At 35.1% G+C, this 22,307-nt stretch carries 21 protein-coding genes; 20 read left to right on the forward strand and 1 reads right to left on the reverse strand.

Features of this window, described 5'->3' with window-relative positions; translation table 11 throughout:
- Nucleotides 1-67: 67 nt before the first annotated feature.
- Nucleotides 68-400: a helix-turn-helix domain-containing protein gene (locus tag E0709_RS05305; protein WP_132300831.1), complete on the reverse strand. Its 333-nt coding sequence runs from the start codon at nt 398-400 to the stop codon at nt 68-70.
- Nucleotides 401-527: 127 nt separating this feature from the next.
- Between E0709_RS05305 and E0709_RS05310 the strand changes: the two genes are divergently transcribed.
- The 20 genes from E0709_RS05310 to E0709_RS05410 all read left to right on the forward strand — a co-directional run bounded on the left by E0709_RS05310 (nt 528) and on the right by E0709_RS05410 (nt 22,285).
- Nucleotides 528-755 (forward strand): hypothetical protein, encoded by a 228-nt coding sequence (locus E0709_RS05310; RefSeq protein ID WP_132300829.1) that lies wholly within the window; start codon nt 528-530, stop codon nt 753-755.
- A 36-nt stretch (nt 756-791) separates the two neighbouring features.
- Nucleotides 792-1,022, forward strand: a complete 231-nt coding sequence (locus E0709_RS05315) for a hypothetical protein (protein WP_132300827.1) — start codon at nt 792-794, stop codon at nt 1,020-1,022.
- A gap of 114 nt (nt 1,023-1,136) precedes the next feature.
- Nucleotides 1,137-1,442: a type II toxin-antitoxin system RelE/ParE family toxin gene (locus E0709_RS05320; protein ID WP_132300825.1), complete on the forward strand. Its 306-nt coding sequence runs from the start codon at nt 1,137-1,139 to the stop codon at nt 1,440-1,442.
- 9 nt (nt 1,443-1,451) lie between these two features.
- Nucleotides 1,452-1,781 carry a HigA family addiction module antitoxin gene (locus E0709_RS05325; protein WP_132300823.1) on the forward strand — a complete coding sequence of 110 codons (330 nt, stop codon included), beginning with the start codon at nt 1,452-1,454 and terminating at the stop codon, nt 1,779-1,781.
- Nucleotides 1,782-1,895: 114 nt separating this feature from the next.
- On the forward strand, nt 1,896-2,837 hold the full coding sequence (locus E0709_RS05330) for a 2-hydroxyacid dehydrogenase (protein ID WP_132300821.1): 942 nt from the start codon (nt 1,896-1,898) through the stop codon (nt 2,835-2,837).
- A complete protein-coding gene (locus tag E0709_RS05335; protein WP_132300819.1) occupies nt 2,837-4,042 on the forward strand; it encodes a lipoprotein-releasing ABC transporter permease subunit in 1,206 nt (401 codons plus the stop codon). The genes E0709_RS05330 and E0709_RS05335 overlap by 1 nt, the downstream gene beginning before the upstream one ends.
- 590 nt (nt 4,043-4,632) lie before the next feature.
- Entirely contained in the window at nt 4,633-5,313 is a 681-nt protein-coding gene (gene lolD / locus E0709_RS05345) for a lipoprotein-releasing ABC transporter ATP-binding protein LolD (RefSeq protein WP_132300815.1), read from the forward strand.
- A gap of 3 nt (nt 5,314-5,316) precedes the next feature.
- Nucleotides 5,317-6,555, forward strand: coding sequence for a lipoprotein-releasing ABC transporter permease subunit LolE (gene lolE, locus E0709_RS05350; RefSeq protein ID WP_132300813.1), 1,239 nt, complete (start codon nt 5,317-5,319; stop codon nt 6,553-6,555).
- A gap of 89 nt (nt 6,556-6,644) precedes the next feature.
- Nucleotides 6,645-7,730 carry a 3-deoxy-7-phosphoheptulonate synthase AroG gene (gene aroG / locus E0709_RS05355; protein ID WP_132300811.1) on the forward strand — a complete coding sequence of 362 codons (1,086 nt, stop codon included), beginning with the start codon at nt 6,645-6,647 and terminating at the stop codon, nt 7,728-7,730.
- Between the two features lie 256 nt (nt 7,731-7,986).
- A complete protein-coding gene (locus E0709_RS05360; RefSeq protein ID WP_132300809.1) occupies nt 7,987-9,381 on the forward strand; it encodes a replicative DNA helicase in 1,395 nt (464 codons plus the stop codon).
- 15 nt (nt 9,382-9,396) lie between these two features.
- Nucleotides 9,397-10,473 (forward strand): alanine racemase, encoded by a 1,077-nt coding sequence (gene alr, locus E0709_RS05365; protein ID WP_132300807.1) that lies wholly within the window; start codon nt 9,397-9,399, stop codon nt 10,471-10,473.
- A 118-nt stretch (nt 10,474-10,591) separates the two neighbouring features.
- Complete coding sequence (gene pgi / locus E0709_RS05370) at nt 10,592-12,241, forward strand: glucose-6-phosphate isomerase (protein ID WP_132300805.1); 1,650 nt, start codon at nt 10,592-10,594, stop codon at nt 12,239-12,241.
- Between the two features lie 253 nt (nt 12,242-12,494).
- A complete protein-coding gene (locus E0709_RS05375; RefSeq protein ID WP_132300803.1) occupies nt 12,495-13,565 on the forward strand; it encodes an LPS O-antigen chain length determinant protein WzzB in 1,071 nt (356 codons plus the stop codon).
- 30 nt (nt 13,566-13,595) lie between these two features.
- Entirely contained in the window at nt 13,596-14,717 is a 1,122-nt protein-coding gene (wecB, locus tag E0709_RS05380) for a non-hydrolyzing UDP-N-acetylglucosamine 2-epimerase (protein ID WP_132300801.1), read from the forward strand.
- A 12-nt stretch (nt 14,718-14,729) separates the two neighbouring features.
- Nucleotides 14,730-15,938 (forward strand): UDP-N-acetyl-D-mannosamine dehydrogenase, encoded by a 1,209-nt coding sequence (wecC, locus tag E0709_RS05385; RefSeq protein WP_132300799.1) that lies wholly within the window; start codon nt 14,730-14,732, stop codon nt 15,936-15,938.
- A 4-nt stretch (nt 15,939-15,942) separates the two neighbouring features.
- The gene (locus tag E0709_RS05390; RefSeq protein WP_132300797.1) at nt 15,943-16,500 is read left to right on the forward strand and encodes an acyltransferase; all 558 of its coding nucleotides are present in this window, start codon (nt 15,943-15,945) and stop codon (nt 16,498-16,500) included.
- Nucleotides 16,501-16,503: 3 nt separating this feature from the next.
- Nucleotides 16,504-17,604 (forward strand): glycosyltransferase, encoded by a 1,101-nt coding sequence (locus tag E0709_RS05395; RefSeq protein WP_132300795.1) that lies wholly within the window; start codon nt 16,504-16,506, stop codon nt 17,602-17,604.
- A gap of 3 nt (nt 17,605-17,607) precedes the next feature.
- Nucleotides 17,608-18,897 carry an O-antigen polymerase gene (locus tag E0709_RS05400; RefSeq protein WP_132300793.1) on the forward strand — a complete coding sequence of 430 codons (1,290 nt, stop codon included), beginning with the start codon at nt 17,608-17,610 and terminating at the stop codon, nt 18,895-18,897.
- Entirely contained in the window at nt 18,894-20,414 is a 1,521-nt protein-coding gene (gene murJ / locus E0709_RS05405; RefSeq protein ID WP_132300791.1) for a murein biosynthesis integral membrane protein MurJ, read from the forward strand. Before E0709_RS05400 ends, murJ begins: the two co-directional genes overlap by 4 nt.
- The gene (locus E0709_RS05410; protein WP_207905223.1) at nt 20,411-22,285 is read left to right on the forward strand and encodes a heparinase II/III domain-containing protein; all 1,875 of its coding nucleotides are present in this window, start codon (nt 20,411-20,413) and stop codon (nt 22,283-22,285) included. Before murJ ends, E0709_RS05410 begins: the two co-directional genes overlap by 4 nt.
- Nucleotides 22,286-22,307 lie beyond the last annotated feature (22 nt).

The raw sequence follows: 22,307 nt of genomic DNA on the forward strand, positions 1-22,307 counted from the left end.
TTTTGGGGATCTGTGGGGAATTTTAGGATTAGTTTTGTGGTTAGCTGAACTTGATGGATTTACAAAGCTAATTTTTAAACGCTTTAATAAACGCAATTAAATGAATTTTCTGTGATGGAGTTAATTCTAACCAATGGCGATCTAATTCATCCTGATTCCATTCCGCCATCTCCATACAATCGGCAAAAAAATAGCTAATAGGTGTTTTGAGAAAGGTGGCAATAGCCACTAAATGAGCTACGTTGATTTTGTTAGTGCCACGTTCGTAGCGAGATAACTGAGGTTGAGAAATATCCACATATTCCGCTAATCGTTCCGCAGAATAACCTTGTTCACGGCGTTTTTGTTGTATACGTTGCCCGATTAATTTATCAATTTCCGTAGAGATTAACTGTGCCATTCTATACCTTTTTTTCAATTATTCATTTACTGCATAATTTTTCTCTATTTTTTACGTTAACTGAATACTTATTGGAGAATATAATTAAGTTAAATTATTCATCTATTAACTAAATAAGAGATGAATTATGCGTAATTTAAGGAAATTGGCTATATTGGCTATTGGATTAGGGGTTTCTAGTATGTCTTTGGCTTATTGGACATCTGCAAGCCTAGAGAGTGAAAGAGAAAATGGCATGTATTATCGTATTTGTAATTATCAAACACTTGATGGATATAGATTTTCTATACAGGTAAAAGGGTTTTGTCCAATATCTGTGAGAGTAGATCCTGAAACAGGACAATATCAGAAATGATAAATTTATTGAATTAAAATATGTTAAGGGGTAATAATGAGTTACGAATACAAGCATTTACACTATTCTCAACCATTTCCTATTTATAAGAAAGATGGTGATAAATCAGGGAAAATAGGAGAGCTGTTAATCTCTGAGCTAAATGATGGTTGGGAAATTGTTTGTGTAGAAGATATTGAAGAAGAGCTTTATTATGAAAATAATTATACTAGCTCTGATATAATAAGCAAATATAAACTCTTTATATTAAGAAGACCTAAAGTATGATTAATTACTAAAAACCGAGTTTAGGCTCGGTTTTCTGTTGATAATAAATAACTAGTTGCACTGTGCATTTATTTATCCTAGAATAGCATCATATCAATCAATATCAAGGCAAAAATGTTTAATCTCACATCCGTTCATTTTCGTGATAATTACCTTTACCGTTTTTTTCATTACGGTGAAAGCCATAGCAAAATTCCTGCAAATTTGGCAAAGGTATTAGCTAGAAAATTGGATATGATAAGTGCAGCGGAAAATCTTAATGATTTACGCTCACCGCCAGCCAATCGCCTTGAATTACTTGAACCGAAAGAAAATAAGGTATATTCCATTCGGGTAAACAAGCAATATCGGTTGATTTTTAAATTTGAAAATAACGAGATTTCTAATCTCTATTTAGATCCACATCTTTATAATTTATAAGGAAAAAATATGTACGTGACACAACGCAAACCCACCCCGGTTGGTGAAATTCTACAAGAAGAATTTTTAACGCCACTTAATCTTAAAATTGGTGATTTGGCAGAAATGCTTGATGTTCATCGTAATACGGTAAGTGCTATTGTGAATAGTAAGTCTAAAATTAGCTTAGAAATGGCAATGAAACTCGCTAAAGCCTTTGATACCACCGCAGAATTTTGGCTTAATTTGCAAAATAACGTGGATTTATGGGAATTAAATCATAATGTTAAATATCAGCAAAGTCTTGAAAAAGTAAAAACAGCAAAACAATGGACGAGTGTGCCTACTTTTGCTCTTTGATAGTGGGGAAAGCGTTTTCTGCGCTCCTCATTTAAAAATTTATCACGACAAATCCCCTAAAAAACTGATAGAATCCCTTATATATAATCTTGTATCTATAAAAGGGAGTATTTTATGAAAATCGTTTTTCTTGACAGCACCGTGCTACCAGAACATCTTCCCATTCCACGCCCGAATTTTGCGCATCAGTGGATTGAATTTGAACATACTTCCTCTGAACAAGTGCTAGAGCGTGCAGCGGATGCGGATATAGTAGTGACCAGTAAAGTCGTATTCAGCCGTGAAATTATGGCGCAATTACCGAAATTAAAACTGATTGCATTGACAGCCACTGGCACAGATAATATCGACAAAGAAGCAGCAAAAGAATTTGGTATTGCCGTTAAAAATGTAGCAGGTTATTCGTCTATTGCAGTGCCTGAACATGTATTAGGCTTGATTTTTAGTTTAAAACACAGTTTACATTTATGGTACAAAGACCAACTACAAGGTAAATGGACAGAAAGTAAACAATTTTGTTATTTTGATTATCCAGTTACCGACGTACGAGGCTCCATCTTAGGTGTATTCGGCAAAGGTTCACTGGGTTCAGAAGTAGGGCGTTTGGCTACCGCATTAGGGATGCAAGTTCTTTATGCCGAACACAAAAACGCCACCCAATGCCGTGACGGGTACACGCCTTTTTATGATGTGTTAGCTCAAGCTGATATATTAACCTTGCATTGTCCACTCACGCCAGATACGCAATGTTTAATTAATTCAGAAACACTTTCCCATTGTAAAAAAGGGGCATTGTTGATTAATACAGGACGTGGCCCACTTATTGATGAGCAAGCCGTGGTGGATGCGTTAAAAAGCGGGCAACTTGGTGGTGTCGCTATTGATGTGTTAGGCAAAGAACCACCAGCTAAAGATAATCCATTAATTGTCGCAGCGCAAACCTTGCCGAATATTATTATCACCCCACATATTGCTTGGGCTTCCGATCAAGCGGTGGAGATTTTAGTGGATAAAGTGCGGTCAAATTTAGAAGAATTTGTGAGAACTGGCAAATAATGAATCTTGGCATTTCGCTTTTTATTGCCTTACGTTACTGGCGAGCCAAAAGTGCGGATCGTTTTGGACGATTAGTTACCAATCTCGCGAGTAGCGGTATTGTACTTGGTGTCATGGCGTTGATTATTGTGTTATCAGTGATGAATGGACTGGAACAACATCAAAAACGTCAAGTGTTGTCAAACCTTCCGCATGCTATTGTGATGAAAAAAGATGGCTATTTTTCTACATCACAATTTCAAACGGAATTACCTGATTTAACCCAACAGCGAACAATTACCTATATTACCCCGATTAATACCACCAAGGCAATTTATCAAACTGCTCAAGGGGTGAGTGCTGGACAAGTCATCGGCGTAACCGAGCCATCTGATGATAACTTGTTGGCATATTTAGATAAATCTAAGCTAGATAGGCTATTGCCGGCAGGTGAATTTAAGCTTATTATTGGTTCACAATTAGCTCAAAAATTACATATCCAAATCGGTGATAAAATACGTTTAATGCTCACTGACAACAGTCAATATACCCCTTTAGGGCGTGTGCCTATGCAACGGTTATTCACCGTAAGTGATATTTATTTCGCCAGCAATGAAGTTTCCGGCTATGAAACCTTTGCTAACTTAGCGGATATTGGGCGTTTAATGCGAATTAAACCTGAAAAGGTGCAGGGAATACGTTTATTCTTAGCAGATCCCTTTCAAATCACTGAACTTCCCCAAATTTTCCCCGAAGATCAATGGCAAATTGACGATTGGCGAAGTCAAAAAGGCGAATTTTTTCAAGCGGTACGCATGGAAAAAAACATGATGGGCTTGTTAATCAGCTTAATTATCGTGGTGGCAGTGAGCAATATTATTACCTCATTGAGTTTAATGGTGGTGGATAAACAGGGTGAAATTGCAATTTTACAAACCCAAGGCTTAAGCAAAAAACAAGTTCGCTGGATTTTTATTCTACAAGGTTTTTTGGTGGGATTGGTGGGAACCTTGATCGGTGCCGTGTTAGGCGTGTTGATCACCCTGTATTTAGGCGATATTGTTAATGCTATTAACCCTGTGGGTATTTATTTACCGACCGAGATTAATCTGTGGCAAATTACGGTGATTGTGCTATTTTCGTTGGGATTATCGTTGGTATCGACGGTTTATCCTGCGTATCGAGCGAGCAAAGTTGAGCCTGCGGAGGCACTGCGGTATGAGTAGAGCAATCGGGTTTCGCCGATGGCGACTTACTTTTTCTTTGCTTTGCCAAAGAAAAAGTAAGCAAAAAGAAAGGCAACCCCAACTTTGCCTTGTTTCCTGAAAATGTTTTAATTTGCTTAACGGAAAATGGCTGAACTCGCTACGCTCAGACAGACGCCATTTTCCTACAAATTAAAACATTTTCAGGCGGCAAACATGGGGCCCATTGGTGATGAAATAAAGTGCGGTGGAAAAATACCTAGTACTGGCATACTAGGTTAAGCATGGTAACGCTACTTCGTAGCTTAGAAAAAAATATCTATTTTTTAACCGCACTTTTATTTATGCTCGGTCAAAACTTGGGGCCCCGTCTGAACCGCCTGAGCGTTTTGGTATTTTTAGCTAAATTTTGCCTGTCTGAGCGTAGCGAGTTCAAAATTTAGCGTGAAGAAAATACCAAATAAGCTCAGAAAAGCGGTGAAGTCGGGGTGTGCTTTTCTTTGCCTACTTTCTTTTACACAAGTAAAAGAAAGTATGGTCGCCCATCGGGCGAAACCCGATTTAAATAAAATAATCAATTTAAACTAAAAAACTTAACAAAGAATATAAAGATGACAACAGAATTATTAACCTGCAAAAACATCACCAAACACTACCACGATGGCGAAAGGAAAACTCAAGTCCTAAACCATATCAATTTTGCCTTAAATGAACAAGAATTGGTTGCTATCGTTGGCTCATCCGGTTCAGGTAAAAGTACTTTACTCCATACGTTAGGAGGACTAGATCAACCTACCTCGGGCGAAGTATTTATTAAAGGACAATCTTTACAAAAAGCCAGCTCAGATCAACTTGCCAAACTTCGTAACCAGTATCTCGGCTTTGTGTATCAATTTCATCATTTGATGGCAGATTTCACCGCACTTGAAAACGTAATGATGCCGATGTTAATCGGTAATCAAAACAAAAATGAAGCCAAGGATCGCGCTGAGAAAATCCTAAAATCTGTCGGGCTTTCGCACCGTATTGCTCACAAACCGTCAGCTTTATCGGGCGGTGAACGTCAACGTGTAGCGATTGCCAGAGCGTTGGTAAATAATCCTGCGTTAGTGTTGGCAGATGAGCCAACTGGGAATTTAGATCGTGCTACCACAGAAAGCATTTTTGAGCTTATTCAACAGCTTAACCAACAACAAGGCATTGCGTTTTTGTTAGTAACCCACGACTTACAACTTGCCGAAAAATTACAACGCCGCATGATTATGCAAGACGGTGTGTTAAAAGCGGAGTAATTGATGAATACGGCATTTTTTATAAGTTGGCGTTACCAACGAGTCAAGCAAAAAAATCATTTGGTTTCCCTGATTGCGTTCTTCTCTACACTCGGCATTGCATTGGGCGTGGCGGTATTGATCGTGGGATTGAGTGCCATGAATGGGTTTGAGCGAGAACTGAATAACCGTATTTTAGCCGTTGTTCCTCATGCTGAAATTATATCGGCGGAAAATCAGCCCATAACTGACAAACAACAATTAGTCAGCACCTTGCAACAAGTACCCAATATTCAAGGCATATCGCCTTTTGTCAGTTTTACTGCTTTAGTGGAAAATGGGGCAAAAATGAAAGTGGTGCAAGTAAAAGGGGTAGAAAAAACAGCACAAGATACGGTCAGCCGACTAGGGGATTTTGTCCTCGATCAGGCATGGCAATCATTCTCTAATCATTCAGGCTTAGTATTAGGCTACGGCATTGCCAAAGAGTTAGAGATACAAACAGGCGATTGGGTGACGTTGCTGATTTCGCAAAATAACGGTGAAGACATGGCACAACCAAGTCGTGAGCGGATTCAGGTGTCGGGAATCTTACGTTTAGACGGTCAACTTGATCATAGTTATGCCCTCATGCCGTTAGCCCAAGCACAACAATATTTAGACTACAATGCCAATCAAATTTCAGGTGTCGATCTGAAAGTGGCGGATCCGTTTAACATGAATAGCTTAGATTTTTCTACACTAAACCGCTATCCACAATTACTCAATTTGCAAACTTGGATGAGTAAATTTGGCTATATGTATCGTGATATTCAGTTGATCCGTACCATTATGTATATTGCCATGGTATTAGTGATCGGCGTGGCGTGTTTTAATATCGTTTCCACTTTGATTATGGCAGTGAAAGATAAAGCTGGCGATATTGCGATTATGCGAACCCTTGGGGCAAATAATGGTTTTATTAAACGTATTTTTATATGGTATGGTTTGCAAGCTGGGATGAAAGGTTGCATAATCGGCATTATATTAGGTGTATTTTTAGCCTTAAATTTAACCGCACTTATTCAAAGTTTAGAAAATTTAATCGGACGAAAATTACTGTCCGATGGCATTTATTTTGTGGATTTCTTACCAACGGAATTACACTGGCAAGATGTAGGATTCGTATTGATTTCGGCATTATTATTAAGTTTGCTTGCGAGTCTTTATCCTGCTAATCGAGCTGCAAAATTACAGCCTGCTCAAGTATTAAGCAGTCATTAAAAGAATTTTAATGTACTAGTTTACCAGTGCAAGAAATAGTGCTACATTAACTGCGTATTGATAATGAATTGATTTGATGAGAGTGAATAATGACAAATACAAAAAGTAAAAATGATATTAAAGTCGCCAATGATGATACTCGTATTGCTAAAATTGAGCAATTATTACCCCCTGTAGCATTGTTGGAAAAATTTCCAGCCAGTGATGTGGCGATTGAAACCGTTAAAACTGCACGCCACGACGCACACAATATTATTCATGGTATCGATGATCGTTTGTTAGTCGTGGTTGGACCTTGTTCTATTCACGATCCTAACGCGGCGATGGAATATGCCAACCGCTTAAAACCATTACGAGATAAATACAAAGATAATCTTGAGATTATTATGCGTGTGTACTTTGAAAAACCACGTACCACCGTGGGTTGGAAAGGATTAATCAATGATCCGTATTTAAACGACAGCTACGCCTTAAATGATGGCTTAAGAATCGCACGCAAATTATTAGCTGATATTAACGATTTAGGTTTGCCAACCGCGGGTGAATTTTTAGATATGATCACACCGCAGTATGTGGCAGATTTAATGAGTTGGGGGGCTATTGGTGCAAGAACTACCGAATCTCAAGTTCACCGCGAATTAGCTTCGGGATTATCTTGTCCTGTCGGCTTTAAAAACGGTACAAATGGTGGGGTAAAAATTGCCCTTGATGCGATAGGTTCTGCCGAAGCACAACATTATTTTTTATCCGTGACTAAATTTGGTCATTCTGCCATTGTGTCAACTAAGGGTAATCACGATTGTCATATTATCTTACGTGGTGGTGATAAAGGCACAAATTATGATGCGGAAAATATAGCCAAAGTCTGTGCTGACATTGAAAAAACAGGACGAATCGGTCATGTTATGGTGGATTTTAGCCACGCTAACAGTCGCAAGCAATTCAAACGTCAAATGGATGTTTGCCAATCCGTCAGCGAACAATTAGCACAAGGTTCAAAACAAATTTTTGGTGTTATGGTCGAAAGCCATTTAGTAGAAGGTCGCCAAGATTTGGTGGAAGGTAAATCACTGACTTACGGACAAAGTATCACAGATGCTTGTATCGGTTGGGAAGATACCGAAATCTTATTACAACAGCTTTCTGATGCGATTGTGGCGAGAAGAAAGGCATAGGATTAAAATAGATGTTGAAGTGCGGTGAAAAATATTACATTTTTGACCGCACTTTTTTATTACTCAACACTAACATATTATCTTTTTGAATATGCTGGTGAGTGTCATGATAGGAATAATAGGCTAAAATTTCAGGGAATTTTCTATCTTTCCAATAAGATAAAATATTCAATGATTTATAACGTACTTTTTCCTTAAAAAGAAAGCTAATTTGGTATATGATATAAAATAGATTTTGTAATACTGAGATAGAGTTATGGCTAAGAAACCCACGCCAACACGAGAGCAAGCATTCGACCAAGCGAATATTCCACCACATTCCATTGAAGCGGAACAGGCTGTGTTAGGGGCGGTGATGTTGAATAATCAGCATTGGGAAAATGTGATTGAACGAGTGATTGCGGATGATTTTTATACGGCTGCGCATCGTTTAATCTTTCGTGAAATGGAAAACCTGTTTCGTTTGCACTTACCGATTGACTTAATCACCTTGGATCAGCGTTTAAAAGACCAAGGGATTATTGATGAAGTGGGGGGCTTTGCTTATTTAGCGGAATTATCGAAAAATACCCCAAGTGCGGCAAATATTAATGCTTATGCGGACATTGTACGAGAAAAAGCAATTTTGCGTGAATTGATTGGGGTGGGAAATAACATTGCTCAGTTGGCGTATGCGCCGAAAGGGAAAGCTGTTAAAGATATTTTAGATCAAGCAGAGCGAGAAGTTTTCCAAATTGCTGAAAAGCGTACATCGGAAAAAGAAGGTCCTGAAAATATTATTTCAATTTTAGGGCGTACCATCGATCGTATGGAAAAATTAAAAAATATTGATCATGATGGTTTAACCGGTGTGACAACGGGTTTTATCGACTTAGATCACAAAACTGCGGGATTGCAGCCGTCCGATTTAATTATTATTGCCGCACGCCCTGCAATGGGGAAAACGACATTTGCGATGAATTTGTGTGAAAATGCTGCGATGTCTAGTGATAAACCCGTATTAGTGTTTAGCTTAGAAATGCCGGCAGAACAGTTAATGATGCGTACTTTAGCCTCCTTATCCAGAGTAAACTTAACGGCCATTCGAACAGGGCGGGTTGAGGATGATGCAGATTGGGCAAAAATTTCAAGTACAATGTCAATTTTTACCAAAAAACCTAATCTATATATTGATGATTCTGCGGGATTAACGCCCACTGAGTTACGTTCGAGAGCCCGCCGACTTTATCGTGAAAAGGGGGGGTTGAGCTTGATTATGGTGGATTATTTACAGTTAATGCGAGCTCCCGGATTTGATAACAATCGTACTTTGGAGATTGCTGAAATTTCTCGTTCTCTCAAAGCGTTAGCTAAAGAACTTGAAATTCCGGTTATTGCTTTAGCACAACTTAACCGTACCTTGGAAGCGAGAACGAATAAACGTCCTATCAATTCAGATTTACGTGAATCAGGCTCTATTGAGCAAGATGCAGATTTAATTATGTTTATTCATCGTGAAGAAGTTTATAATCCAACGGATGAAAACCGAAATCAAGCTGAGATTATTATTGGCAAACATCGTAATGGTCCGATTGGGCGTATTCCACTGGTGTTTCAAGGGCATTTTTCTCGTTTTGATAATGCGGCATATAAACTTGATGATGAATATTAAAAATAAGAAGAAAAAATGAAACCAGCAACCGTAAAAATTAGTTCAGTGGCACTGAAACATAATATTCAAAAAATTAAACAGAAAGCACCGCATAGTAAATTGATTGCTGTGGTGAAAGCCAATGCTTACGGACATGGCGTTGAGTTTGTGGCAAGAGCTGTGGAAGAAAATGTTGACGGCTTTGGTGTGGCACGCTTGGAAGAAGCGTTAACGTTACGATCGCAAGGTATAATTAAACCGATTTTATTATTAGAAGGCTTTTTTTCGGCGACCGATTTGCCAATTATTGCGGTGAATAATATTCAAACGGTGGTACATAACCAACCACAATTGGATGCTTTGCAACAAGCGAATTTACCAAATCCGATTAAGGTGTGGTTAAAGATTGATACAGGGATGCACCGTTTAGGCGTGCATTTAGATGAAGTGGATGATTTTTATCACCAACTTCAACAATGTCCGAATGTGCAACCACAAATCGGTTTTGTCAGCCATTTTAGTCGAGCAGACGAGTTAGATAGCGATTATACTGAATTACAATTACAACGTTTTTTACAAACGACCAACAATAAACAAGGTGAACGTACTATTGCTGCATCGGGTGGTATTTTATTTTGGCCACAATCCCATTTAGATTGGATTCGCCCCGGCATTATTATGTATGGTGTATCACCAACTAATACCCCCGCAGAGATTTACGGTTTGAAACCGGTGATGACGTTAACATCTTCCTTGATTGCGGTACGAACCCATCAAGCGGGTGAGCCAGTAGGCTATGGCGGGATTTGGGTGAGTGAAAAAGATACCAAAATCGGTGTCGTGGCAATTGGCTATGGCGATGGTTATCCGCGTAATATTCCAGTAGGAACGCCGGTATTTATTAATGGTCGCCGTGTGCCGATTGTAGGACGAGTTTCCATGGATATGGTGACCGTGGATCTTGGCGCCGATTGTCAAGATCAAGTGGGTGATGAAGTCATTTTATGGGGACGTGAATTACCGATTGAAGAAATTGCCGGTATGACCGGTATATTAAGCTATGAATTAATGACTAAATTGACACCACGAGTGTTAACAGAATATGTGGATTAAATTGATTTGTGAAATAAGATAGTAAAAACTAAAAAATTTCGTTATTTTGTACCGCAGTTTTATTATTAGCTGTTTTATTATTTAACAGAGTGCAAGCTCATCAGTAAAAGGAAATACCATGAAAAACATCAACCCAACTACCACATCTGCGTGGCAAGCTTTAGAGCAACACAAAGCGAACTTTGCGCAAACCACAATTCAACAACTTTTTTCTCAACAACCAAATCGCTTTGCAGATTATTCATTAAGGTTTAACAACGAAATCTTGGTGGATTATTCTAAAAATAATATTAATCAAGAGACATTAAAATTATTACGTCAATTAGCGCAAGAATGTTCGCTTGCAACGGCGATTGAAGCGATGTTTACTGGCGAAAAAATTAACCGTACCGAAGATCGCGCGGTATTGCACACCGCTTTGCGTAACCGTTCAAACCAACCTATTTTAGTGGACGGCAAAGATGTCATGCCAGATGTCAACGACGTGTTAGCTAAAATGAAAGGATTCTGTCAACGTGTGATTTCTGGCGAATGGAAAGGTTACACTGGCAAAGCCATTACGGATGTGGTGAATATCGGAATTGGTGGGTCCGATCTGGGGCCTTATATGGTGACTGAAGCGCTACGTCCTTATAAAAATCATTTAACTATGCATTTTGTATCTAATGTGGACGGTACGCATATTGCTGAAACTTTGAAGAAAGTCAATCCTGAAACTACGTTATTTTTAATTGCATCAAAAACTTTCACCACACAAGAAACCATGACTAACGCTAATTCAGCACGGGACTGGTTCTTAAATTCGGCTAAAGATGAAAGCCAAGTAGCGAAACATTTTGCTGCACTTTCTACCAATGCTACCGAAGTGGCAAAATTTGGTATTGATACTGACAATATGTTCGGATTCTGGGATTGGGTAGGTGGTCGCTATTCTTTATGGTCCGCTATTGGTTTATCTATTGCCTTATCTATTGGCTTTGATAATTTCGAAGCCTTATTATCAGGTGCGCATGAAATGGATAAACATTTCCGCACTGCACCGATTGAGCAAAATATCCCAGCCACATTAGCCTTAGTTGGCTTATGGAACACTAGTTTCTTAGGTGCACAAACGGAAGCAATTTTACCTTACGACCAATATTTACACCGTTTTGCAGCCTATTTCCAACAAGGTAATATGGAATCTAATGGTAAATATGTCGGTCGTGATGGCAAAGCCATTACTGATTATCAAACCGGTCCTATTATCTGGGGGGAACCGGGTACTAACGGACAACATGCGTTCTATCAATTAATTCATCAAGGTACGAGCTTGATTCCTTGTGATTTTATTGCACCCGCACAAACGCATAATCCATTAGCCGATCATCACGAAAAATTGTTATCTAACTTCTTCGCCCAAACCGAAGCCCTTGCTTTTGGCAAAACTAAACAAGAAGTGGAAGCTGAATTTGTCAAGGCAGGTAAGAACCTAGATGATGTGAAAGATATTGTGCCATTTAAAGTATTCACCGGCAACAAACCAACTAACTCAATTTTGGTGCAAAAAATCACACCATTTAGTTTGGGGGCATTGATTGCCATGTACGAGCATAAAATTTTTGTACAAGGTGTAATTTTTAATATCTTTAGTTTTGACCAATGGGGTGTGGAGTTAGGTAAACAATTAGCTAACCGAATTTTACCTGAGTTAAAAGATAGCGAAAAAGTTACAAGTCATGATAGCTCGACCAATGGGTTGATTAATCAGTTTAAGGCGTGGAGATAAAATTTTTTTGAAATAATTTATGGGATCTTTCTCTAGATTTAGGGAAAGATTTTTTATTTTATTAAATGCTAAATAATTGTTTACAAAAGAATTATTTAGTGTACATTTTGCTTGCTTGCTTGCTTGCTTGCTTGCTTGCTTGCTTGCTTGCTTGCTTGCTTGCTTGCTTGCTTGCTTGCTTGCTTGCTTGCTTGCTTGCTTATATAGTTACTGATACAATTAGACAAATTAATTGTGTTTTAGGAAAAAATAAATGAGTAATGATTTAAGCATAAATAGAAAGGATGATGAGATTGACTTAGTTGAGCTCTTTAGATCCTTATGGGATAAGAAACTGTGGATTATTTTATCTACACTTATTTTTACTTTAATTGCGGGTATTTACGCATTTACCGCAAAAGAGCAGTGGACATCTAAAGCGGAGATTATTCCGCCTAAAGTATTAGATTTGGGTGATTATTTTACCATAAGAAGGGAATATGCTCGTATTTTAGGTGCGGAATTTGATTCTGGTGCTTTAGGAAATGCGTTATACTCAAACTTTAACCAATTTATTTATTCCGTTGATGAAAGATTGAATTTCTTAAAAGATTCAGAGCTATTTAAAACGCTATCAGCAAATAAGACTAAAGAACAACAAGTTGAAATTCTAAGCACGTTAGCAACGGAAAATATCTCTATTACAAAACCTGATGCTAAGAAAAATCCTGATGCCATTGGTAATCAAATTAATTTATCAGCTGAGACACCAGAACTGGCTCAGAAAACACTTTTTCAGTTAATAAATACCATTAACCAAAAAGTATTACAGTTAGAGTTAGATAGCTTTAATGTATGGTTTAATGAAAAAATTACTGATTTAAACTTTGAGAAAGAAAAGATTGAATGGGATTTGATAACTAACGAGAATGTTCATCTTGAACATTTGAATAAAGCTTATGAGACTGCTGGAAAAGCAGGTATTAAGGAATATTCACAATTTGGCAATGATACCTTTGCTGGAGCACAAAATGTTGTAGTTAGTGATGCTAAAGTACCGTATCAATTTATGCTAGGTGAAAAGTACCTTAAAGCTCAGATTGATGTTGAGAATGAAAAAGGGATTATTTATCCAGCACGTTATTATGAAATTCAGAAGCAATTGGGGCAACTGCAACCATTGGTAGAGAAGTTGAAAACAGCTAAAGCACAGTCTTTTCATTATTTGAGTTCTCCGAATTACCCAGTTATTAAGGATAAGCCGAAGAGAGTATTGATTTTGACGATTGGAGCGTTGTTGGGATTTCTTTTAGCTAGTCTAACAGTTTTATTGATAAAAAAATAAAATTCTAAAAATATTAAAATCGGAAATTACATGAAAATAAAAAATCTAATCATTTTCGGCACTCGCCCCGAAGCAATAAAAATGGCACCATTGGTAAAAGCATTTCAAAAAGACAATACTTTTGAGACGAAAGTGTGTGTAACGGCTCAACATCGTGAAATGCTCGATCAAGTATTGGATTTTTTTGAAATTCAGCCAGATTTTGATCTTGACTTAATGAAGCCAAATCAAAATCTTTACACGTTGACCGCTGATATTATTACAGGTTTGAAACCTGTTTTAGAAGAGTTTAAGCCTGACTATGTATATGTTCACGGTGATACGACTACGACAATGGCAGCATCCATTGCAGCTTTCTATTCAGGAGCAAAAGTATGCCATATAGAAGCTGGATTGAGAACACACAACAAATATTCACCATTTCCTGAAGAGATTAATCGTCAGCTAACAGGTCGTATTGCAGAGTATCATTTTGCCCCAACGGTTACATCTAAACAAAATTTATTAGATGAAGCTATTGATGAAAAAAATATTTTAGTAACTGGAAACACTGTTATTGATGCCTTACTTGATAGTTCAGAGCGAGTTAAAGATTTAAACAATATAGAAATCAATCAGTTAAAATCAATTATTAATCAAGATAAAAAATTGATTTTGGTTACAGGGCATCGTAGGGAAAATCATGGTCAAGGTTTTATTAATATTTGCGAAGCGTTAAAAGAAATTGCTTTAGCAGATAGCAATGTACAAATTATTTACCCAGTACATTTAAATCCAAATGTTCAAAAGCCTGTTTATGAAATTTTATCAGGTGTAGAAAATATTCAACTAATTGATCCTTTAGCCTATCCTGCTTTTGTGTGGCTAATGAATCAATCTTATTTGATTATTACTGATTCAGGTGGTGTGCAAGAAGAGGCTCCAAGTCTAGGGAAACCTGTATTGGTAATGCGAGATACAACTGAGCGACCAGAGGCAGTTGAGGCTGGCACAGTAATTTTGGTAGGTACTGATAAGGCTAAAATTATTACTGAAACGCAAAAGTTATTGAATGATATTGAGCAATATCAAAGAATGAGTGCATTGCATAATCCTTATGGTGATGGCAAAGCTTGTGAAAGAATCGTTAATTTTATTAAAAATTTAGCATAGGGTGTATAAACAATGAATGTTAAAGTTGTAACAATTGGTTTGGGTTATATTGGGTTGCCAACATCGGCATTAATTGCAAATAGTGGGATTCTTGTTCATGGGGTTGATATTTCTCAAAATGTAGTAAATACAATTAATGCTGGGAAAATACATATTGTTGAACCAGAATTGGATAAAGCGGTTGCAAACGCAGTAGAAAAGGGCTTTTTAAAAGCTGATACTAAGCCTGTTGTTGCAGATACTTATTTAATTGTCGTTCCTACACCGTTTAAAGGAAATCATCAACCAGATATATCTTATGTTCAAGCTGCAACGGAAAGCATTATTCCTTTACTCAAGGAGAATGATTTATATATTATTGAATCCACGTCGCCCGTTGGCACAACAGAAAAAATGATGGAGCTTATTTTCTCCAAACGTCCTGAATTAAAAAATAAAATCTTCTTGGCTTATTGCCCTGAAAGGGTATTGCCTGGTAATGTGATGTATGAGCTAGTTTATAACGATCGCGTTATTGGTGGTGTAGATGAACGTTCAACTCAAAAAGCCTTAGGTTTTTATAGTCAATTTGTTAAAGGGGAATTGCACCCTACAAATGCCCGTACTGCTGAAATGTGTAAATTAACGGAGAATGCTTCGCGAGATTCTCAAATTGCGTTTGCAAATGAACTTTCATTAATATGCGATAAAGCAGATATTAATGTGTGGGAATTGATTCGTTTAGCTAATAAGCATCCAAGGGTAAATATTTTACAACCCGGTTGTGGTGTTGGTGGGCATTGCATCGCAGTTGATCCTTATTTTTTAACTGCTGATTTTCCTATGGAATCTCGGATGATTGCTCAAGCTCGAGAAACGAATAATTATAAATCTTTTTGGTGTGTTGAAAAAATAAAAAATGCATCTTTGGAATTTAAATTGAAACACAATCTTCAGCCATCAATTGCTTTAATGGGGTTAGCATTTAAACCTAATATTGATGATTTGCGTGAATCACCAGCAGTGAGTATTGCTGAACGAGTTATACAAGATTTAAATCATTCTGATATTTATGTCGTAGAACCAAATGTTTCAGAACATAGAACATTTGAATTGACGGAGTATCAGGAAGCAGCTGAGAAAGCTGATATTGTTGTTTTTTTGGTTGCTCATAATGAATTTAAAAAATTATTTTTAAATACTTCAAAAGTAATTTTAGATTTTTGTGGTGTAGGTGTTTAGTCTGATGCATTTTATCTTTAAGATCTTAAAAAAAATAATTTCTGTTATTAGATCCTTAAAATTTTATTGTTATGTCAAAATTTGCGGAGGTAAGATTATCGGTTTGCCTAGAGTTGGTGAAAAAGTGATATGGAAATATCCCCCGCATTCTGGAATATCCATAGGTAAGAATTTTGACATTGGTCATAATTGTTTTTTGGAAGTCCCAAAGGGAGCTAATCTGAATATAGGAGATAATGTAAAGCTCACTCACTCAGTTACCATATCTTGTTTAAATTATATTGAAATAGGCAATGATACTTTGATTGCAGAATTTTGCAGTATAAGAGATTCTACACATAATATTAAATTAAATTCTTTAATTAGGCATCAGCAAGCAATAAAAGGAATGATTAAGATTGGAAATGATGTGTGGGTTGGTAGAAATACTAGTATTTTTAATGACGTAACTATTAATGATGGTTGTGTCATTGGCGCAAATTCATTGTGTAGTAAAAATAGCTATGTTAAAAATACGATTAATGTAGGTATTCCGTGTTCCTATTTGAAAAACAGGATTTAAATAATGAAAGTTTTAGTAGCAGTTCAATCCTATTCATTGCCAAATGAGAAAGTATCACATTTTTTCGTACAGGTTCGCAATATTTATTATAAGCAAGCTGGATTAGATATTGATGTTTTAAATTTTAGTGCAAAAAATGATTATGTAGTTGATGATATAAGTGTCTATTCATATAAAAGTGCGGTGGAAAAAATTGAAAATAGAGAATATGATGTATTAATATCACATCAACCAAACCTAAAAAGTCACTTATTTTTATTTTTAAAATATGGTAAGTATTTTAAGAAAAAGATCAATGTTTTCCATGGACACGAAGTATTGAATGTCAGAAAAGTCTATTCCAAACCTTATGATTATGATAAATCAAACTCTTTAATTAAAGTTATCATACAAGAAGTGTATGATAAAATAAAGTTATTTATTTGGAATAAGGTTTATCAACGTGATATTAAAGACACACATTATCTATTTGTAAGTAAATGGATGTATGATGAATTTTTGAAATGGACTAAAATTGAAGAATCAAAGATTTCTCCTGCTTCATCTATTACTTATAATTGTATTGGTAAGGATTTTGAGACTTTAGTATATGATCATTCATCTAAAAAAGAATATGATTTTGTTACTATTCGTGGAAACATAGATGGGTCTAAATATTGTATTGATTTAATTAATCAGCTTGCGTTTAAAAATCCTAAATTAAAATTTTTGATTGTCGGCAAAGGTAAATTTTGGTCTTATAATCAAAAAGCACCGAATATTGAGTGGCGAGATTCATATCTCAATCATAATGAAATTATTGATGTTTTAAATAAATCTCGTTGTGCGTTAATGCCAACAAGAACAGATGCTCAAGGCTTAATGATGTGTGAAATGGCAACTTTTGGGATACCTGTTATTACATCAGATATTCCTGTTTGTCATGAAGTGTTTGAATTTTTTGATAATGTCGCTTTTATTGATAATGAAAATATAAAAGGGGTTTCTTTGGAAGAAATGCTATTGGATTTGAAGAAAAAAGAACCTTATCAAAAGAATGAGAAGTATTATGCAAAAAATACTGTTGAAAAAGAAGTTGAGTTAATTAGGAATATATTGAGTTAAGATATGGCTATCCTATTAGGAATGATGCAGTTTTTTTTGATATTATTTATATGCAAAAGAGAATATGATCATAATTCATTGAGTGTGTTTTTGTGGGCTACCTTATTGATGATGTTTGGTATTCCACATCTATTAACCACATTCTCAAATGAAACGGGGTATTTACCTTGGGTAATTGATGATGCTTCGGTTTTTGTTATAGGTTTTTGTTTTATCTATATTCTAGCTAGAGAAACATTATCAATCTTGTTTTTATCTAAAAAGACGAAGGTCAGGGCATTTGAAGTTTTCGATCATTCTTTAACGGTTATGCGGATTTTGTTTTGGGGGCTATTTTTTGTTGTTTTTTATAAATTGTATGAAATATATCAATTTGCAGGCTCTCTATTATCTTCATCTTGGGGTTCTGGGCGAGAAATGATATTAGAGCAGGATTATTTGTCTTTTTCTAAGCTTATTCTGAGTTTGTATTATCCTTTCTCATCAGCTTTATTGTATGCTCTAATTATAAAAAATAAAAAATATACTATATTATCAGCACTTCTTATTATGATGTGTGTGTTGTTTACTCGTAACAGGATAGAAGTGTTGCCCCTGTTGATTTGCGTGATGATTTATCTTTTATATGTGAAGAGAAATATGACATTTGGGAAAATAGCCTTATTTGGTTTTATTGCTGTTTTTTCTTTGTATTTGATTAATGCACTATTGATGTTCAGATATTATGGAACAGTTGATACGTTTTTAAATAGTTTTAATTTTTCAGAATTTAATAGGCAAGTTTTAGAACATATTTCTAGTGGTCAAGGTGAATTAAGCTTAAGAGAAGTTTTTTATTACTTTATAAATAATAACAACAACTTTTCGAATTTTAATGAAGGGCATACTTATATAAGAATGTTGATGGTTTTGATTCCTAGCGGTTTGGCATTTGGTTTAAAACCCCCTGATTTTGCGATCTCTATGGGATCAGCATATCGTTCTGATTTAGTAGGCTTTAGTACCCATCCAACCTTATTTGGTGATTGTTATGCTAATTTAGGTGACTATGGTATTTTTTTAGGCATCTTTTGGGCATTTTATGTAGTGGCTTTTGATCATTTAGTTTCAGCTCAAAAGAGTCGTTTTTTTAAATTAGTCTTATTAGTTTCTGTAGCTTGCTCTTATATTATTATGGGAAGAGGTTCAGTTTATAATGCATTTTCTATATTGGTATTTAGCATTATTCTCTCCTATTTTATTTATTGTATGTTAAAACTGGTGTTCAATAAGAATTTGAGGAAGAGATTATGATGGCCAAAAAAGGCATTATATATTCTGTGCTAACTATATTTTCAGTTAGTATTTTCTCTAAAATAATTGGTTTTTTTAGAGAAATGGCTCTTGCCAACTATTTTGGTACATCACTTTCTATAGATATGTATTATTTCTCATACGGTGTCTTTTTTGCTTTGTCTAGCATTGTCGGGGCATCTATTGGTTTAGGTTATATCTCAACTCATGGTAGAAACAAGAAATTATTTGGAGAAAAATGGTTAGATAAATCTTTTGAAAGTTTTAATTATACATTATGTATATCTTTGCTTATTTCTGTACTGTTTTTTGTTTTTTCAAAATCAGTAGCAAGTATGGTAGCAGGAAACTATTCTTTAGAAGAGTTAAGCATCTTGTCAGATTACATAAAAATAAACTCTTTGGCATTTTTTTTTCAATCACTGTCTTTTTTTCTCATTAGTATTTTAAATGCAGAAAAAAGATTTGGTATTGGTGAGCTTGCAGGTGTGGTTTATAGTATTGTTGTACTCAGCACCCTATTTTTATTTTATCATCAGTATGGTATAGATGCGATTATTTATAGTTTTCTTATCTCTTCAATAGTAACTTTTATTACTTTGTATGGGGTGGTTTATGGTTATAAATATAAGATTACAAGCGTAAATTTTAAAACTAACTCTATTATTTCACTTTCTACCTTAGTGGGAAGTAGTATGATATATATAGGTCAGATTTACGATCGTACTATAGCTACAAATTTATCTGAAGGGAGCTTGTCAGCACTTAATTATTCAGGAAATATACATAGCTTGGTTAATACATTTCTTATTATCTCAGTTGTAAATGTAATATATAGTGAATTTGTCTCCATTGATAAAGATAGAGATGATTTTTTGCATAAGATAAATGCCCTATTTAATAATTCAATTAGTGTGTTTATTGTGATTTTATTACCTGTTAGCCTATTTTTGTTTGCTTTCTCTCAATATATTGTATCAATAGTGTTTGAAAGAGGAGCGTTTAATAATGAATCAGTCGTAATGACAAGCGATGTATTTAAAATGTATGTCATCGGAACTGTTTTTTTTGCAATTAACAATTTATCTGTAAGGTTATTTTATTCCTTGAATGATAGGAAACTACCTATTATTACTGGTATTGCATTTTTATTATTAAATATGCTGATTTGCTATGTGTTTTCAAATTATTGGGGAGTAAGTGGTATTTCTCTTGCAGTATCAATTACTGGGATATGTTCAACTATAGTTCTAATTTCGTTTTTAGCGTCTAAATACCGTATTTTTCTTGAAAGTAGGGTCTATGTGGATGTAGTTAAGGTCTCTATTTTTTGCTTATTAGCATATTTAATACTTGATTATACTATGCAATGTATAGAACTAGATGGGATAGGCAAAATACAAACATCAGCGTATTTGGCTATAATGTTTATGATATATATCGCATCATATCTTTTGTATTGTTTGGTTTTAAATGTCAGTGTGGTTCGTAATTTTGCAAGAGGGTTAATACGATGAATATCTTACAAATTTACAAGAATATGGGAACTCGTTATTTCATATATAGAGTTCATCACGAAATAGAAAAGCGTCTTGGACTGTTAAAACGTAAACACCCAACGGATTTATCATTTAGTAATCACATTTCTCTTGAACAATGGAGAAATGAATATACTGTGAATAATGCAGGATTTTTAATTAATTTTAAAAATCAAGAAAGAGATTTTCCTGTGTTGGAGGAAAAAGCGAAGCGTATTTTAGCAGGCGAATTGGAGTTTTTTAATGCTGAATGGCTATATTTAGGAAAAGGCTATAATTGGATTACAAACCCATCAAATGGTTATGTTTATGATGCTAATAAACATTGGTCTGAAATTCAAGATATTTCAGAAGTCGCTGGTGATATTAAATATGTTTGGGAAAAATCAAGATTTTCTTGGTTATTAACCCTGATAAGATATGATTACTATTTTGAAAAAGATCTGAGTGAATTTGTATTTTCAGAAATTGAATCTTGGATTGATCATAATCATATTAACAAAGGTCCAAACTGGCGTTGTAGTCAAGAAATTTCGCTAAGACTGTTTAATTGGTATTTTGCTTTAAATTATTATAAAGATAGTGCTGCGCTGACAGAAAATAGATGGGAAAAAATAATAAATGTGATTTATGCTTCATTTCATCATGTTTATACTCATATTAATTTTTCAAGGATTGCAGTGCGAAATAATCATGCGATTACAGAAACATTATGTTTAGCTCTTTCTGAAATATTGTTCCCATTTATTTCTGAAACGAAAAAATGGGCTAAACAAGGCAGGAAATGGTTTGAGCAAGAAATTGCTTATCAAATTTATGATGATGGTACATTTTTGCAATTTTCTATGAATTATCATCGTGTTGTTATTCAGTTATTAACATTTGGTATCTCCATAACAGAAAGGGTTGGAAAACCATTTTCTAATGTTGTCTATGATAAAGCATATAAATCATTAAATTTTTTATATCAATGTACACAAGATGAAAATGGTTGGTTACCTAATTATGGTTCAAATGATGGTGCATTATTCTTCCCTTGGTCTGATACTGATTATAGGGACTATAGACCGCAATTAAATTCTTTGCATAAATTATTAACAGGAAAGAATTTATATGCAGATGAATTATTTTCAACAGAGCTAAATTGGTGGGGAATATCTAAGAAAATAGATACGCATTATCCAGCTTTGCATAAAATACAGGGTATTATTGAATATCCTATCGGTGGTTATATTTTAATTTGTGATCAAAATACATTTACATTTATTCGATGTGGTTCACATAAAGATCGTCCCGCTCAAGCAGATAATTTGCACATTGATGTATGGGTGGCTGGCAAAAATATCTTAAGAGATTCTGGTACTTATAAATACAATACCACTCAAGAAAATCTTAATTATTTTATGGGGACGCAGTCTCATAATACTGTAGTCGTGAATGGTCAATCTCAAATGTTAAAAGGGGATAGATTTATTTGGTATTATTGGACTCAAAAAGAGAATAGTGTTATTGCAGAAACAGAAGATTGTTATACTTTTAATGGTGTTATAAAGGGCTATAGTTTCTTAAATGAAGAAGCAAGAATATTTCGAGAAGTTAGGAAAGTAAAAGGTAAATTAATTTGGTTTATTACAGATGAAATTATTGGATTAGATAGTTATGAAAAACAGCAAATCTGGCATATTGATGATAATCCTATAGAATTTGTTGTGTCAGAAAATAATACTGTTTTAGAGCCAAGAAACGTTGTTTCATTTGATTCAAAATATTATGGTGTTATAGAAACAGGTAAGGCTATAAGCTTTCCATTTAAGAAAAAAATTGAAACAAAATTAATAGTCAGATTATAGTAATATCTAGCGTTAATTTTAA

This window comes from Lonepinella koalarum (genome assembly GCF_004565475.1).
GTDB classification, from domain to species: domain Bacteria; phylum Pseudomonadota; class Gammaproteobacteria; order Enterobacterales; family Pasteurellaceae; genus Lonepinella; species Lonepinella koalarum.